Source organism: Nocardiopsis chromatogenes YIM 90109 (assembly GCF_000341185.1).
GTDB lineage: Bacteria > Actinomycetota > Actinomycetes > Streptosporangiales > Streptosporangiaceae > Nocardiopsis_A > Nocardiopsis_A chromatogenes.
In genome coordinates this window covers 1-14,832 of sequence record NZ_ANBH01000007.1, presented here as the reverse complement: position 1 = coordinate 14,832, position 14,832 = coordinate 1, and the positions used below count along the sequence as shown (strand labels likewise).

The following is a 14,832-nucleotide window of genomic DNA, read 5'->3' as shown; positions in this document are numbered from 1 at the left end:
TGGCAAATACACTGTTCGCCATGAGCTCCACCCCGTTCGCCGCCGACCCGTCCGGGTCCGCGGCCGTCCCTCCGCCGCCGTGGCGCAAGTCCGCGCGCCCGACGCCGCGGCGCCCGTTGAGCACCGAGGCCGTCGTGGAGGCGGCGCTGCGGATCATGGCCGAGGAAGGGCTGGCCGGGGTGACGATGCGCCGCGTCGCCCAGGCACTGGGCACGGGCCCGGCCTCGCTCTACGCCCACGTGCGCGACAAGCAGGACCTGTACGAGCTGATGCTGGACGAGGTCTTCGCGGACGCCCCGGTCCCGGTCCCCGACCCGGGGCGGTGGCGCGAGCAGCTCCGCGAGCACACCGTGATGCAGGTCCGGGTGCTGCTCGACAACCCGGGGTCGGCCGAGATCGCCATGCGCACGGCGATCCCCACGACTCCGCGGCTGATGGCGCAGATGGACGCCCAGATCGGCATCCTGCGCGCGGGCGGGATGACGCTCGAAGCGGCGGGGGCCGCGGGCGACCTGCTGGCGCTCTACGGCACGGCGTTCGCCTTCGAGCAGGAGATGCGCGGCGGCCCCGGGCAGGCGGCCGGAACGGAGGAGGTCTCACGCAGGATCGGGGAGATCATCGGATACCTCCGGTCACTGCCCCAGGGGGTGTTCCCGCACCTGGCGGCGCTGGTCGGGGGCATGGCGTCCGAGCGCGTCGATCCCATGCGGCACTTCGAGTACGGCCTGGACGCGATCATCGCGGGCATCGAGCGCGCGGCGGAGCGCGAGTCCGGGGCCTGATCCGACGTGGGGTCGGAGCCCGGGAGACGTTCGGCCCGGTCCGGGGGCGCGTCCTTGCGAGTGGTCGTGTCCCCCCCTTCTGCGGACTGCGTCCGGCAAGGCGGGTTTCGGCCGCCGAATGGTGCACCACCCCAGCGGACGCCATCGGATCCTCACACTCGGAGTTCGAGTGCTGCCCGACACCACCGACATCAGCCGGTGCGGATGACGGCGGCTGCAGGGGATGGTTCGGCCCCACGTCGCATACCGGGCGTCTTCGGCGGTGATCTCGGCAGAAGTGCAGAAGTGCCGAAGTGCAGTCGGGATCGCCGGTTCGACAGCACGTCGGCACGTCAGTCGAGATCACCGCGGGGCCGAACGGGGGCGACACCGCTCCAGCGGACGACAACCCATCCGGCGGACGGGACCGCTGCCGAAGGTCGCGCCCCTTCGGGCGGACGCCGCCTGCCGCCCGTGGCCGGTGCCGGAGGCGCCCGCTTGGCGTCCGAGGTCCGTCCATGGTGCATCGGCCTGTGCCGCCGACCGGCGAGAGGGCGCACCCCCGAAGAATGGGGCGCCGGTGTTCGCACACCCGGCGTGCGGCGGCCGGGGGCCCGGGTCAGCCCGGCCCGTCGTCGGGGTCTCCGGTGCCCGTCCGGGGTTCCTCCGCCGCACCCGGTGTCCCAGCAGAGCCCGGCGGACTCGTCGGCGGCACGCCGGTGATCTCCTCAGGCAGGCCGTCGAACCACGCCAGCACCGCCCGCTCGTACTGGATGCCGAAGCTCAAGGTCGCCACCGCGTACGGGTCGCTCATGTCCGGGAGCTGGTGCTCGTAGCGTGCCAGGCGGCTCCTGTGCACGGCCCGGTGGTGCTCGACCGCAGTGGCCAGGTGCTCGCGCGGGATGTGGCGGCCGAGCGTCAGCATCAGCAGGAGCGGGAACCGCACCGCCTCCTCCGCGGGGACGGCCGCGCTCCAGTCGGCGAACGCCTTGCGCCCCGCGTCGGTGATCGCGTAGGGGCGCCGGTCCCGCTTGCCGCGCTCCAGCTCCTCCACCAGCCCGGCCTCGGCCATCGACGACAGCTCCCGGTACACCTGGCTGCGGGTGATCGACCAGAAGTCGCCCATCAGGTCCTCGGCCGCCGCCACCAGGTCCCACCCGGTCATGGGGCGCTCGTGCAGGAACCCCAGGAGCGAGGCGGCCGTGTTGTTCAGTCCGTGCGGCGCGTCCTTGGCCGTGCGGCGTCCGTTCATCCGAAACCCCCTTGACAGTCCACTGTGTCAGGTCCACTCTGTGGGGGCAACATTCCACAATGGACTGTCGGTGGGCGCGAGCCGCCCCTCCGCCCGTCGGCCCCACGGGGAGTCCCGATGCACGCCGTCCTTCTCACCCTGCACATCGCCGCCGGGACCGTCGGCCTCGCCGCGGCCCTGGCCGCCCTGACCGCCCGCAAGCGCCGCGGCCCGCACACCGTCACCGGCCGCGTCTTCGGCGCCACCGTGGTGGTCGTGGCCGCCACGACCTACGCCCTGCTGCCGTTCGCCCCCGACATGTGGTGGCTCGGCATCGTCGCGACGGCCACGCTCGCCGCCGTCGCCGCCGGAGTGTACCTGGCCCGGCGCAAGCCGGTGGCGCACTGGTACCGCATCCACCTCGTGCTGATGATGTCCGCGGTCATCGCCTACGTGACCCCGGTCGTCGTGCAGTTCGCCGACGGGAACCTCCTGGCCTGGTTCCTGCCCACCGTCATCGGCTCCCCGCTGATCGCCTACCGCTCGCTCGTCGCCGCACGCGCCCTGCCCGCCTGGCACGAGGCCCTGATGCCCTGGCGGAGGACCGGAGAGCGAAGGCGGGCGGCCCGCACCTAGGGCGGCGACACCGCGGTCAGGCGATGCTCACCTCTCCGTCATGGCCGAACAGGCGCCCGTTCACGTAGGTTGACCGCGTCGTCCGGGCGGCCCTGTCGCCCGAACGGCGAAACGAGTCCGGACCGCGAAAGGGGCCCGGGCGCGAGTGGAAAGGGTCTTCTGTGAAGAGAGCCGCCTACCGCGTCGCCGCCGCCCTCGGGATCGTCGACAGCAAGCGCCTCACCCGGCCCTACGTCTACTACTGATCACCACTTCCTTCCGCTGAACCGCGGCGCGCGGGCGCCTTCGGCCCGCGCGCTGCAGCCGCTCCGCGGCGAGCCCCCGCAGCAGGAGGTGGGATGACTCGGGCCCGGCCGTCTCCGGCCCCGCGCGACCGCCGGCCGCCCGGCCCCTCAGGCGGCGACGGCGCGGCCAACGCGGCCGACTTCGCCGTCGACCCCCTCGGCTTCCTCACCCGCGCCGCCCGCGACCACGGCGACGTCGTCGCGCTCACCTCCGGCAACGTCCTGCTCGTCCACCCCGACGACGTCGGCCGCGCCCTCGTCGACCGCGACCGGAACCTGATCAAGGTGCGCCCCGGCGAGCGCCGCCGCGGCGGTACCGGCTTCCCGCTGGCCATGATGAACAGCGAAGGCGAGGACTGGGCGCGCAAGCGCCGCCGCCTGCAGCCCGCCTTCCGCAGTGAACGCCTGGCCGGGCTGAGGGCCCACGCCCGGGACGCGGTCGCCCGCACCGTCGGCTCCTGGGCCGAGGGCGGCACCATCGACGTCCACAAGGAGATGTCCCGGCTGGCCATGCGCATCGGCGCCGTGCACATCGCCGGGCGCCCCCTGGGCGGCGAGGCCGACGCGCTCGCCGACGCCGTGGCCGCCATCATGCGCCTGACCGCCGGCCCCGTCCGCCTGCCGGTATGGGTGCCCACCCCCGTCAACCTCACCCTGCGCCGCGCCATGCGCGCCCTCGACGCGTCCCTGCGGCGGCTCATCGACGGCCACCGGCCCGACGGCGGCGCCACCGCCCTGGGCCGCCTCGTCGAGGAGCGCCCCCGCGCCCCCTTCCCCGAGATCCGGGACGAGCTGGCCACCCTGCTCATGTCGGGCTATGAGACCACCGCCGACGCGCTCACCTGGCTGGTGCACTGCCTCGGGACCGCCCCGGAGGCCGACGCGGCGCTCGCGGCCTCCGCGCGTGCCGCGGGCGCCGACGGGTACGCCGCCGCCTGCGCCAAGGAGGCCGTGCGCCTCTACCCGCCCGCGTGGGTGATCAGCAGGGAGGCGGCCCGGCCCGTCGAGTTCGGCGGATACCGCCTGCCCGCCGGGACGGTCATCGGCCTCAGCCAGTGGGTGACCCAGCGCGACGAGCGCTGGTTCCCCGAGCCGGACCGCTTCCGCCCGGAGCGGTGGCTGGACGGCGCCGGTCCCGCGCACCGGTACGCCTACTTCCCCTTCGGCGCCGGGGCACGCGGCTGCCTGGGCGCGTCCATGGCCCTGAGCGAGATCGAGGAGGTCGCCACCGCGCTGCGCGCGCACGTGCGCTTCAAGCCCGTCGCCCCCGGGGACGTGCGCCCCCGCCCCGCCCTGGCCCTGCAACCGGTCGGGGTGCGCGCCCGCGTGTTCAAGGAGCACCCGCGAGGTGCGCGATGGTCGCGGTGATCGGGGCCGGGTTCGGGCGGACCGGCACCCTGTCCCTGCGCGCCGCTCTGGCCCTGCTCGGCTTCGGGCCCGTCCACCACATGAAGGAGCTGTACGACCGGCCCGAGCGGCTGGCCGCCTGGCGCGACGCGGCGGAGGGGCGCGCGTCGGCGGCCCGCGCCGTCGCCGGGTACGGTGCGGCCGTCGGCTGGCCCGCCTGCGCCTTCGTGGGCGGGCTCGTGCACGCCTTCCCCGAAGCGAAGGTCGTCCTGACCGACCGCGACCCCGACGCCTGGTACGAGAGCGCCTACCGCACCCTGTACCTGAGCCGGTACGACGAGGAGGGCAGGAGGCGCCGCCTGGACGGGGACGCCGGACGGGTCGCCGCCTTCGCCGAAGAGCTCATCTGGGAGCGCACCTTCGGCGGCCGGTTCGAGGACCGCGCGCACGCGCTCGGCGTCCTGGCCGAGCACCGCGCACGCGTGCGGGCCGTCGTGCCGAACGACCGCCTGCTGGTGTTCCGCGCCGAGCAGGGGTGGGAGCCGCTGTGCGCCTTCCTCGGAGTGCCGGTCCCCGACACCCCGTACCCCAGGGGGAACACGGCGGCCGACTTCCACGCGCGCGTGCGGCGGCGTATCGGCGGCCGCTGAGGGTGCGCCGCCGGGGAGCACCGGAACCGGTGCCCGTGGCGGGAAAGTTCTGACGAATCGGCCGATTCTCCGTCCACGCCGCCAACGTGCGCCGTGTGGGGCGCGTCATACGTAATGATTCGTATCGCACCAATGGACGGAGAGTGAAGAATGGCGCGTACGACATCTCGACGCAGAGCGGTGCGCCGCACGGCGGCGACCCCCGTCGCCGCCGTGTCCGCGGTCGCCGCCGCGGCAGCCCTCGCCGCCGCCCCCGCGGGACCGGCCCTCGCCGAGCAGGGCCCGTGGCGGCAGGTCCACGGGTCGCCCGACGACGGCGGCTCGTTCACCGCCGTCGCCGCCGCGGGCCCCGACGCGGTGTGGGCCTTCGGCGACGACAGCGCCCAGGGGCCCGGCTCCACATGGATCCACCGCTGGGACGGCGACGCCTGGACCCGCGAACCCGTCCCCGAGGGGTGGACCGTCGAGCCGGACGCCGCCGACGCCTCCGCGCAGGACGAGGTGTGGGCGGCCGGAGGAACCCCCGACGGGGACGCGGTCGTGCTGCACTACGACGGCGAGGCGTGGACAGCGCCGGAGATCGACCCCGCCCTGCTGCCCACCGACGTGGCGGCGGTCGGCGACGGCACCGCCTGGATGCTCTCCCGCCCCGTGGACGGCTACGACCGCGCGGCGTACTTCGACGGCGACATCTGGAGGGACTACCCGGCGCCGTCGGTCACCCAGGCGGTCTCGGCGGCCGGGCCGGACGCGGTGTTCGCGGCCGGGATCCGGGACCGCACGGCCGCCGTCGACCGGTGGGACGGGGAGCGGTGGAAGCCCATGGAGGTGCCCGGCGTGGACCTGCCTCCGGGCGAGTCCGACGCGGTCTTCACCGACGTCCTGGCGCGCTCCGCCGAGGACGTCGTGGCGGTGGGCCACGTGTTCTGGAAGGACGGGAACGACCTGAACCACTACCGGCCGCTCCTGGCCCGCTTCGACGGCGAGTCGTGGTCGGTGGAGCAGGGCGAGGAGCCGGGCACCTACGACAAAGTCGCCGAGGACGGCGACGGCGGCCTGTGGGTCGTGAACAGCGGGTGGAACCCGACCATGGTGCACATCGCCGCCGACGGCACCACGACCGAGCAGCCGCTCTCGGACGAGAAGTACGACCTGTCGACGGGCGCGATGGACACCGTCCCCGGAGGCGGCGCCGTGGTGGTCGGGACCGCCTTCGAGAAGGGCGACCCGGACGTGTTCACCGACTACGGCTTCGTCTACGGCACGGGGCCCTGGGCGGCCGGGGGCGCGGGCTCCTGAGGCCGGGAAGCGGTTCGGCTCGGGTCCGGTTCAGGAGGCACGTCCCCTGAACCGGAGTCGTGTCCGTCCTGCGGGGCGGGTGCGATGGTCGAGGCGCCGACCAGGGCCCGACGGCGGCCCGGTCCGTCAGCGGGACTCCTGGCCGGGGCGCGCCGACCGCAGATCGCCGACCGCTCGAAGGCCCCGGCTGTAAGGGCGGTCGGCGAGGGCGTCCGGAGGGGCGCTCATCACAACACCTCTTCAATGAGGCGGTGTTGCCTAGCCCCGTCCTTCAGCTTCAGGACGGGGAGGAAACCGGCTCCCCGCGTAGCGGAACCAGTGAGTGCCGGACCGCCGGTGGGCGGTCCGGTTTGAGCCCGCCCGGGCCGCCGGCCCGCGGGACGCTAGAAGGTGACACAGGTGTCAACTTCAACCCGGACATGGCGCTCGTGGCGGAGGACACATGGGGAGTCCGTTCGCGGCGGCCCCGTTCGACCCGCTGGACGCCCGAACGGCCGGGGCACGCGCCTGGTGATCGGCACAGGGCGTATGCGGAACTCCCGGCGGCCACTGACGCCCACCGGTCGGCGGCGCGCGGCCCGGGGCTCATCACGTGACCGAACCGGATGCCTACTCACCGGACCGGCGCGGTCCGCTCATACTCGGCCGTGGTACCGCAGGTGCAGCCGGTGGACGCGCTCCGACATCTCCGGGGACGGGCCGTCCACCGCCACCCCGGGGGCCACCTCACGGATCGGCAGCGGGCGGACCGGAGGCTCCGGAAGGCCGAGGTCGGAGAGCCACCCCGTGAGCTGTTCGCTGGAGGCGGCGTACACGATCCGCCCCAGCCCCACCCAGGCGTGCGCGGCCGAGCACATCGGGCAGTGCTCGCCCGACGTGTAGACGGTCGCGGCCGGGCGGTCCTCAGGGCGCATCTTCTCGGCCGCCCACCGCGCGAGGGCGAACTCGGGGTGGCGGGTGCTGTCGCCGTCGGCGATGCGGTTGCGGTCCTCGGCCAGGACGACACCGTCGCCGGAGACCAGGACCGACCCGAAGGGTTCGTCACCGGCGTCCAGTGCCTCTTCGGCCAGGTCCACGCAGCGGCGCAGGTGCCGCAGGTCGGTGGCGTCCATGAACAACCGCCTCTCAGAGTCGTCGGGGCTACATCGGGGCTACAGCGGCCGGAAGGGCGGGGCCCAGACGGGCATTCTCCCGTAGAGGGCGGCGTGTGCGCGGGAAGGCCGCGTTCGTGGCGGACGCGGATCGCGTGTCCGATTCGACGGTGTCAGTGGCGCCGCCTAGTCTGCGCGGCGTGTCGAATACTTCCTCTCCTTCCTTCTCCGACCTCCTCGACGACGCCGCCTTCCTGTCGCTCGAGCACCAGCTCCGGCTGGAAGAGGCCGTCGGCCAGCACAACTGGAACGTGGACCTGCAGGCCCAGCGCTTCACCTTCACCGGCGAGCACGAGCTGACCTGCACCGACGTGCACCTGCTGGGCAGCGCCGCCCCCGGCCCCGGCTCCTGGCTGTGGGCGTGGGCCAACCCGTCCGGCTACCCCGAGGCGATCACCGCCCTCACCACCGCCGTGCGCGACTTCGGGCGCGAGCACGGCATCCCCGAGCTGGCCGAGCCGGAGGTGCCCTTCGGCGCCCTCCCGGGCGCGCCCGACCACCCGCGCGTGGTCGCCGCCCTGATGACCGAGGCGGCCAAGGCCGTCTCGGGCCGCTGGACCTCCTACACCGCCGAGGTCGGCTCGGGCACGCACGCCTCCTTCATGATCGAGCACCCCGCGTTCGCCCTCCCGGCGCCGGAGGGCCCACGGGTCATGCGGACCATCCAGGAGGGCCTGTCCGGCCTGCCGCTGAACGACCGGCGCCGGGCCCTGTACTCCTACGGGGTGCGGCGCGGCCTGCAGGCCGAATTCGACCCGTCGGGGTCCCGGCTCGACCTGGCCGGGCCGACCTTCCGGGCCACCGTCGAGTTCGACGAGTACGGGCGTCCCACCAAGATCGACGCGAAGATGGCGGGTGCGGACGGCGCGGACGGTGCCCAGGGCGCGGAGGGCGCGGAGGGCGCGTAGCCGCCGGGCTGACAGGCCGTGCGCCGGACGGTGCCGGTCCCCGACCCGGGCGGACGGGGACCGGCACCGCGGAGGTGCGGCGGAGGGGGATGGAGGGGGAGCCCCTTCGGCGCCGGTGCGCGGTCGGGATCAGTCCCCGCCGCCGCCTCCGCCCCCGTCGCCCGCGCCGTCCCCTCCGCTCCAGCCGCCTCCACCGCCGTAGCCCCCATAGCCGCCGTAGCCTCCGGCAGCGCCTCCGCCCCCGATCCTGCGGACGGGGGAGCGGTCGCCGAAGATGATGTAGGCCAGCACCAGCCCGACCACCCCCAGGCCGAAGGCGTAGATCGGCCACATGTCCGTCTGGGGGGTCTCGGCCTCCTCCGTCGTGGGCAGCTCCGGGTCGACGGCGCCCTTGGGCAGGACGACGTCGACACTCATCGCCTGCCCCGGCTCGACCTCGTCATGGGTGAAGGTCGCGCTCTTACCGCCGATGTCGGCGGACGTGCAGGGTGAGGTGCCGCCGAGGTTCCCCGCATAGCAGTCGATACCGTCCGGCTCCGCGGGCAGGTCCACCTCGACGCTCACATCGCGCACGGGCAGGGACCACTCGCTGCCGACCGTGTTCAGGAACATGCGGGGGTGGTCGCCCTCCCCGCGCACCATCAGCGTCTCGTAGGTGTAGGCGACGGCGAAGGTGCGGGTGCCGGTGAAGGGCCGGTCCGACTCGCCGATGACCACCTCGGTCACGTTGTCCCGCTCGTCCACCTCGACGGACCGCACGCCGCCGTTGTCGACCACCTCCACGTCCCGCAGTCCCAGGCCGATCTCCCGGGACCCCGAGATGCTGCCGTTGTGCGGCAGCAGGCGGCGGACGGGGGAGCCGTCGCCGCCGAAGTCGTAGGTCATCCGTTCGGTGATGCGGACGGTGGCGTCCCGGCCGACCCGTACCTCCACGTCCAGGGAGGCGATGGAGCGCTCACCGGCGGCCAGCGCGGGTGCGGCGGGGAACGCCGCGAACACCGCTCCGCACAGGGCCGTGGCGGTGGCGGCCCGCCGCGCGTGGGGTGCGTGCGGGAGGGGGAGCAAGCGGCGTCCGGGGCCGCGCAGGGGAGGGGCGCCGCGCCGGGCGGCGGAGGCGGGGAGAGGGACACCGGTGCAGACACGGGGGAGTGTGGAGTCCATGTCTCCTTGGATGCCGGGGGAGCCGATCCGGTTGCCTGTGTCGGACGGCGCCCCCGCACTCGCCCTCAACGTCCCTGGACGCTGGGCCTTACCAGGCTCCGGAGTTGGGGTTCATGGGCGAGTAGGGCCTCGTGCTTTCAGGGAACCTGCTGCTGAAGCGGACGGCTTCTCTCACCGTCCTTTCCTCGGAGGCGCCCTGCTTCTTCTCGCTCGGCTGTTCCGGCTGTTCCTCCTCGGCCTCATTCAGGATCTCGTTCTGCTCCGCCTGTTCGAGGAGCCGTGTGCAGCCTGCGGAGAAATCGGTGTCGACGGCCAAGTGCGCTTGGAGCACGGAGAAGACGGCGTCCAATTCGTCGCGACCGAGCCGGGGTCCGGAAACAACGCTTTCGGCGCCGATGATGAATCCGATGACCAGGCTGCCCAGTTCGACGAAGGACACGTCCCCGCTCGGCTCGCGCTCCAGACGGCCGAGGTCCTCGGCGGCCTGTCTCAGCGTCAGGAGTTCGATGCGGCCGAGAGTCGGCGTACTCAGGAGCCGTCTATAGGCCCTGAGGCGCCCGTTGATGTCCTCGTGCAGGGGTTCGGTGCGCAGGCGCAGAATGTCGTGGGTCTCGCTCCATGTCCGTGTCGGATCGTCCGGATCCGCGTACCAGATCAGCGCCTCTTCGTTCACATACCGCAGCATCGGCGTCATCATCAGCATGATCCGCGCCGCCGTTCCGTTCGTGCGAACGGCCGTGCTGCGCAGAAGCTTCGATGTCACCCCGTCGTAGGGGACCGTGATCTCGTACGGGTCGGTGATGTCGAGGTCCCCCGGCCCCTCGGGGCTCACCTCGAAGCCCAGGCATTCGCCGACGACCACCGGTTCACCGCGCTCGCGCTCCATCGTGGTCGTCGTCTCGCGCCTCAGGCCGCCTGAGTGCCGGATGCGGACCGTGTCCACGAACCCGTGCCACTCCTCGTCCATGAGCCCGCGCCAGTGCGCCGCCTGCCGCCGCCACCCGTGCCACGCCATCCGGTCCTCGTCCGGGAACAGCTTCGCCAGGTCCAGCGTCTCCCCGCAGCACGCCAGCAGCACCGCGAGGTTCAGCGAGTAGGCGGCCTGCCGGTACACGACCGTCGCGCGCCAGGGCTCGTAGCCCTCGAACTCCTGCGACGGGCGGGCGTACGGCGCCTCGTGGAACAGCGTCAGCAGCAGGTCGATGTAGTCGGAGCGTTCCTCCGGGACCTCGGCGAAGCGCTGGTGCAGGAGGTCGTCCAGGAACTCCACCACGGCCGCCCGCGACGTGAACGCCGCATAGGAGGTGATGGCGTACAGCTCCCCGTAGTCCAAGGGGCGTGTGCTCCGCCGCCGCCGGGAGCGCTTGCGCTCCTCCCGGCGGTCCTCGACCAGCCCGTCCAGCACGGCGGCCGCGTACCGTGCCACCAGGTACTCGCCGAACGTGGCGTGCAGGAACTCGTACACGCTCGCCGCGCGGTCCTTCGCCTCCGCACGCGACTCGTGCACGAAGAAGAACCGCCCCAGCACCTGGTCCGCGTCGCTCAGCGCACCGTGGAGGTCGGCACCCTCCGGGTGGACACCGGCGTCCGGGAACAGCGTCTCCAGGTCCTTGTCCAGCTCCTCCGCCGAGATCGTCTGACGGTGCCGAGTGAACATCGCCAGCGCCACGACCTCCAGACGGCGCAACTCACCCTCCACGGCCTGCTCGGCCTCGTCCTCGGTGAGGTTGGACCGGTGCTTGTCGATCTCCCGGTCGGCGAACATCCGGAGCAGCTCCTCATACAGGGCCGAGCGCGACAGCGCCCCCTCCTTACCCTGTAGGGCGTTGGCGTCCGAGTCGTAGATGAGCAGCATCATCAACAGCAGCGGCTGCTCGGCCAGCTCCCGGTACGCCAGCACCGACTCCAACGGGACCGGCGACAGGCCCCGGGCCGCGAGGGACTCTTCCTGGGCGTCGTTCCAGACCTCCAGCATCCGCTGGATCTGCGGGGTGCTGAACGACTCCAACTTGATCACCGGGCAGTTCTCCGGGAACCGCATCCGCCCGGCGACCACGGTCCGGCTGGTGACGATCACCGCCACCGGCCGCCCCATCTCCTCCTGCCGCCGCTGGAACTCCTGCACCTGCTCCAGGTAGTCCGACCGGTCCACGCCGGTGGCCTGGAGCAGCTCGTCGAAGCCGTCGAGGATCACCACCGGGAGTGCGCCCTCGGCCTCGTCGGCCAGCTCGCGCCAGGACACCCCGGTGTGCAGGGACGCGCGCAGGCCGTCGTCGATCTGGGCGTGGATCGGCGAGTTCGCCTGCACGCCGCGCAGCTCGACACGGATCGCCATGAAGTCCGACGGCGGCAGCTGCGCGGCGATCATCTCGGTCAGCTTGGACTTGCCCGCCCCCGGGTGTCCGAGGACGGTGATCGGGTAGCGCAGGGCCGTCCGACGCGTCAGCAGCCCGGCGATGACGAGCTGGATGTCGTCGTGGGTGGTGGCGTGCTCCTGCCACCACTTCTCGGAGGCGAGGTTCGCCCCGACGAGGCTGTGGGTGAACCGTCCGCGAGGGGAGAGGTAGCCCTCGGCGGCAGTGGGTACCCCGGCGCCCGGGCCGGCCGTGCGCAGGATGGGCCGGTCGAGCACGGCCCGGTTGAGCGTCGCCAGCTCCTCGCGCCGCCGTCCGGGGGCGCTCCCGGAGGAGACCTGCTCCAGGATGCCGCGCAGCGCGGCCAGTCCGGTCTCCACCCGTTCCATGCCCGCGTCGGTCCGCCGCTGCGCCTGCATCTGCGCCCAGATGCGCACCTCCGGGACGTCGGCGGCCAGCCCCAGGAGGCTGTCGGCGTAGTGCGCGACGGTCTTGGGCGCGATCGCGTCGACGTCCAGGCGTGCGCGCACGGCATCGCGCCCCGCCTTGTCCAGGCGCCCGAACGCCTCGCTCTGCTCGACGTGCTCCCGCAGCTCCCGGGTGATCCGGCGGTGCAGGCCGTAGGCCCTGAGCGAGGCAATGTCCCCGGATACCGACAGGGTCCCGTCCTCGATCCGCAGCACGCCCTCGTCCAGAGGCCGCACACCGTCGGCGATCTCCAGCTGTACTTCGCGGGTGAGCCGCAGGTCCTTCATGGCCAGCGGGCTGTCGGACTCGTCCAGCACCTCTTCGACCGCCGTGAAGAACGCCTCCACCGCGATGATCTTCAGCGCCGCCTCGATGCGCTCCATGCGGGTCATCCGGCTGACGCCGGTGATCTTCTCCCGCAGCGGCCGGATCGCCTCGCGCCCCTTCTTCACCAGCTCGCTGCGCACTCCGAACAGGTCCGGGACGCCCAGCGCGCCCAACCCGCCGTCGACCAGCATCTCCGCGAAGTCCAGGAGGGCGGGCTCGTCCTTGCCCAGAACCTTCAGCGCGTCCGCGTAGCTCAACTGCCTCTTCGCCATGTGGGGGGCGGCCTCTCCTCGTCCGGGGGCGACGGGTGCGTTCCGTGTGTGCGTTCCGTGCGCGGAAAACGGCTTTGATCCCGTCCGTCCGCGATGCGAGCATGCCATGGAAAGCCCCCAGCCGCAGGGGGTGCGGCACCGGGGCGGAGGAGCGCCGGGGCCGGACGGTGCGGCCGGGGACCGGACCGACCTGGAGGCCGCATGCCGTCCTACATCCGCGCCGTCACGTTCGACTGCGCCGACCCGTACACGCTCGCCCGGTTCTGGGCCGAGGTGGTCGGCGGGGAACTCGGCCCCGAGAACGCTCCCGGCGGGGACGAGGCGTGGGTGGTCGCCGCGGACGGGCGCCCCGAGCTGCTCTTCCTGCGGGTGCCCGAGGGCAAGGCCGTGAAGAACCGGGTGCACCTGGACCTGGGCCCGCGCGGCATCCGGCGCGAGGACGAGAAGCAGCGCCTCGTCGACCTCGGTGCGACGGTCCTGAAGGACTTCCGCCGCGACAACGGGGGCGGCTTCTGGCTCCTGGCCGACCCCGAGGGCAACGAGTTCTGCGTCGAGCTCAGCGACGAGGAGATCCCGGAGGTCTACGGCCGGCAGCCCTGAGGGCCGGGGCCCACGGGTACCCGATGGCCGGTCCGGAGGCGACCGGCCCGGCCATCGGAGGGAGACCGCTAGGGCAGGCGCCAGTCCACCGGCTCGCCGCCCCGCTCCTGCAGCAGCGCATTGGCCCGGCTGAACGGGCGCGAGCCGAAGAAGCCGTTCTTGGCCGACATGGGGCTCGGGTGCGTCGACTCCACGCACGGCACGTCCGGCATCAGCGGGCGCAGGTTGCGCGCGTCGCGGCCCCACAGGATCGCCACCATGGGCGTGCTGCGCGCGGCCAGGGCGCGGATGGCCTGGTCGGTGACCTCCTCCCAGCCCTTGCCCCGGTGCGAGGCGGGCTTGCCCGGCATCACCGTCAGCGCCCTGTTCAGCAGCAGCACACCCTGCTTGGTCCACGGCGTGAGGTCGCCGTTGGAGGGCTTCGGCAGCCCCAGGTCGTCGCAGTACTCCTGGAAGATGTTGCGCAGGCTGCCGGGGAGCTTGACGTCGGGCGCCACCGCGAAGCTCAGCCCGATCGCGTGCCCGGGGGTGGGGTAGGGGTCCTGCCCCACGATCAGTACGCGCACGTCGTCGAACGGCTGCTGGAAGGCGCGCAGCACGTTCTCACCGGCCGGGAGGTAGGTCCGCCCGTCGGCGACCTCTTGGCGCAGGAAGGCGCCCATCTCCTCGATCTTCCCGGCAACCGGCTCCAGGGCTTCGGCCCAGCCCTTGTCCATGATCTCGTTCAGCGGTCGTCCCATGCGGACAAACCTAGCGACGCCCGAAGACCGAATCGGACGGATTCGCCGATCCGGCGGGGAGCGGCGAGCAGACCGGACCCGGCCGCCGTTCCGGGGAACGGAACAGGGCCCGTCCGGGTCTGAGTCAGATGCGCGGCCCCGCCCGGAGCGCCGCGTCGGGGCGGGGCACCCGGGCGAGGGGCGGGCGAACACCTCCGGCGGGGCGGTTATCGTGGCCCAGCGACCCCGATGGGGCCGTATCCCCGCGACCCCGGACCATTGCGAGCAGCGCGTGAACCAGCAGCCCGACGGCGACCGGAACCCCCAGCCCCCGCAGCACGGCCCCGGGCCCGGTGGGCCCACCCCTCCCGGCGCACCGGCGGGTCCGCCGGTGCCCGGACCTGCCGGACCGCCTTCCGGGCATCAGCCCCCCGGTCCGCAGGACCCCGGGCGGTACCCCTCTGGGCCTCAGCCCTCGGGCTATGGGCCTCCGCCGGGCCCGCCCGGCCCGCAGGGCGGGCACCCCGTCGGCCCACCGCCCGCGGGGCCCGGCCCCGCAGGGCCTCCGCCTCCGGGCGGCCCCGGCGCGCCTCCCGGCCCTCCGCCCGGCGCCCCGCAGGGCCCGCCTCCTGGGCCCCCTGGATCGCCGGGAGCGCCCGGCGGC

13 protein-coding genes are annotated in these 14,832 nt (G+C 73.4%); 8 read left to right on the top strand and 5 right to left on the bottom strand.

The window, feature by feature from the left end:
- Window positions 1-20 precede the first annotated feature (20 nt).
- Complete coding sequence (locus tag D476_RS0100740) at window positions 21-782, top strand: TetR/AcrR family transcriptional regulator (RefSeq protein ID WP_017622076.1); 762 nt, start codon at window positions 21-23, stop codon at window positions 780-782.
- A 598-nt stretch (window positions 783-1,380) separates the two neighbouring features.
- Here D476_RS0100740 and D476_RS0100735 read toward each other — a convergent pair.
- Window positions 1,381-2,013: a PadR family transcriptional regulator gene (locus D476_RS0100735; protein WP_017622075.1), complete on the bottom strand. Its 633-nt coding sequence runs from the start codon at window positions 2,011-2,013 to the stop codon at window positions 1,381-1,383.
- Window positions 2,014-2,130: 117 nt separating this feature from the next.
- Between D476_RS0100735 and D476_RS0100730 the strand changes: the two genes are divergently transcribed.
- From D476_RS0100730 to D476_RS0100710, 5 genes are all read left to right on the top strand, one after another.
- Window positions 2,131-2,628 carry a hypothetical protein gene (locus D476_RS0100730; RefSeq protein WP_017622074.1) on the top strand — a complete coding sequence of 166 codons (498 nt, stop codon included), beginning with the start codon at window positions 2,131-2,133 and terminating at the stop codon, window positions 2,626-2,628.
- A 161-nt stretch (window positions 2,629-2,789) separates the two neighbouring features.
- Window positions 2,790-2,873: a cittilin family RiPP precursor gene (locus D476_RS40010; protein WP_394296920.1), complete on the top strand. Its 84-nt coding sequence runs from the start codon at window positions 2,790-2,792 to the stop codon at window positions 2,871-2,873.
- A gap of 93 nt (window positions 2,874-2,966) precedes the next feature.
- On the top strand, window positions 2,967-4,280 hold the full coding sequence (locus D476_RS0100720; protein WP_017622073.1) for a cytochrome P450: 1,314 nt from the start codon (window positions 2,967-2,969) through the stop codon (window positions 4,278-4,280).
- Window positions 4,268-4,909 carry a sulfotransferase family protein gene (locus D476_RS0100715; protein WP_017622072.1) on the top strand — a complete coding sequence of 214 codons (642 nt, stop codon included), beginning with the start codon at window positions 4,268-4,270 and terminating at the stop codon, window positions 4,907-4,909. Before D476_RS0100720 ends, D476_RS0100715 begins: the two co-directional genes overlap by 13 nt.
- 150 nt (window positions 4,910-5,059) lie before the next feature.
- The gene (locus D476_RS0100710) at window positions 5,060-6,208 is read left to right on the top strand and encodes a hypothetical protein (RefSeq protein WP_239648561.1); all 1,149 of its coding nucleotides are present in this window, start codon (window positions 5,060-5,062) and stop codon (window positions 6,206-6,208) included.
- A 635-nt stretch (window positions 6,209-6,843) separates the two neighbouring features.
- Here the strand turns inward: D476_RS0100710 and D476_RS0100705 are convergent.
- Window positions 6,844-7,320 (bottom strand): nucleoside deaminase, encoded by a 477-nt coding sequence (locus D476_RS0100705; RefSeq protein WP_026123109.1) that lies wholly within the window; start codon window positions 7,318-7,320, stop codon window positions 6,844-6,846.
- A gap of 179 nt (window positions 7,321-7,499) precedes the next feature.
- Here D476_RS0100705 and D476_RS0100700 point away from each other — a divergent pair, with 179 nt between their 5' ends.
- Window positions 7,500-8,267, top strand: a complete 768-nt coding sequence (locus tag D476_RS0100700) for a DUF6882 domain-containing protein (RefSeq protein ID WP_017622069.1) — start codon at window positions 7,500-7,502, stop codon at window positions 8,265-8,267.
- A 129-nt stretch (window positions 8,268-8,396) separates the two neighbouring features.
- Here the strand turns inward: D476_RS0100700 and D476_RS0100695 are convergent, their stop codons facing one another.
- Window positions 8,397-9,428 (bottom strand): DUF2207 domain-containing protein, encoded by a 1,032-nt coding sequence (locus D476_RS0100695; protein ID WP_017622068.1) that lies wholly within the window; start codon window positions 9,426-9,428, stop codon window positions 8,397-8,399.
- Between the two features lie 88 nt (window positions 9,429-9,516).
- Window positions 9,517-12,849, bottom strand: a complete 3,333-nt coding sequence (locus tag D476_RS0100690; RefSeq protein ID WP_017622067.1) for an NACHT domain-containing protein — start codon at window positions 12,847-12,849, stop codon at window positions 9,517-9,519.
- A 201-nt stretch (window positions 12,850-13,050) separates the two neighbouring features.
- Between D476_RS0100690 and D476_RS0100685 the strand changes: the two genes are divergently transcribed.
- Window positions 13,051-13,449 (top strand): VOC family protein, encoded by a 399-nt coding sequence (locus D476_RS0100685; protein WP_017622066.1) that lies wholly within the window; start codon window positions 13,051-13,053, stop codon window positions 13,447-13,449.
- Window positions 13,450-13,517: 68 nt separating this feature from the next.
- Here the strand turns inward: D476_RS0100685 and D476_RS0100680 are convergent, their stop codons facing one another.
- Entirely contained in the window at window positions 13,518-14,189 is a 672-nt protein-coding gene (locus tag D476_RS0100680; protein WP_017622065.1) for a uracil-DNA glycosylase, read from the bottom strand.
- Window positions 14,190-14,832 lie beyond the last annotated feature (643 nt).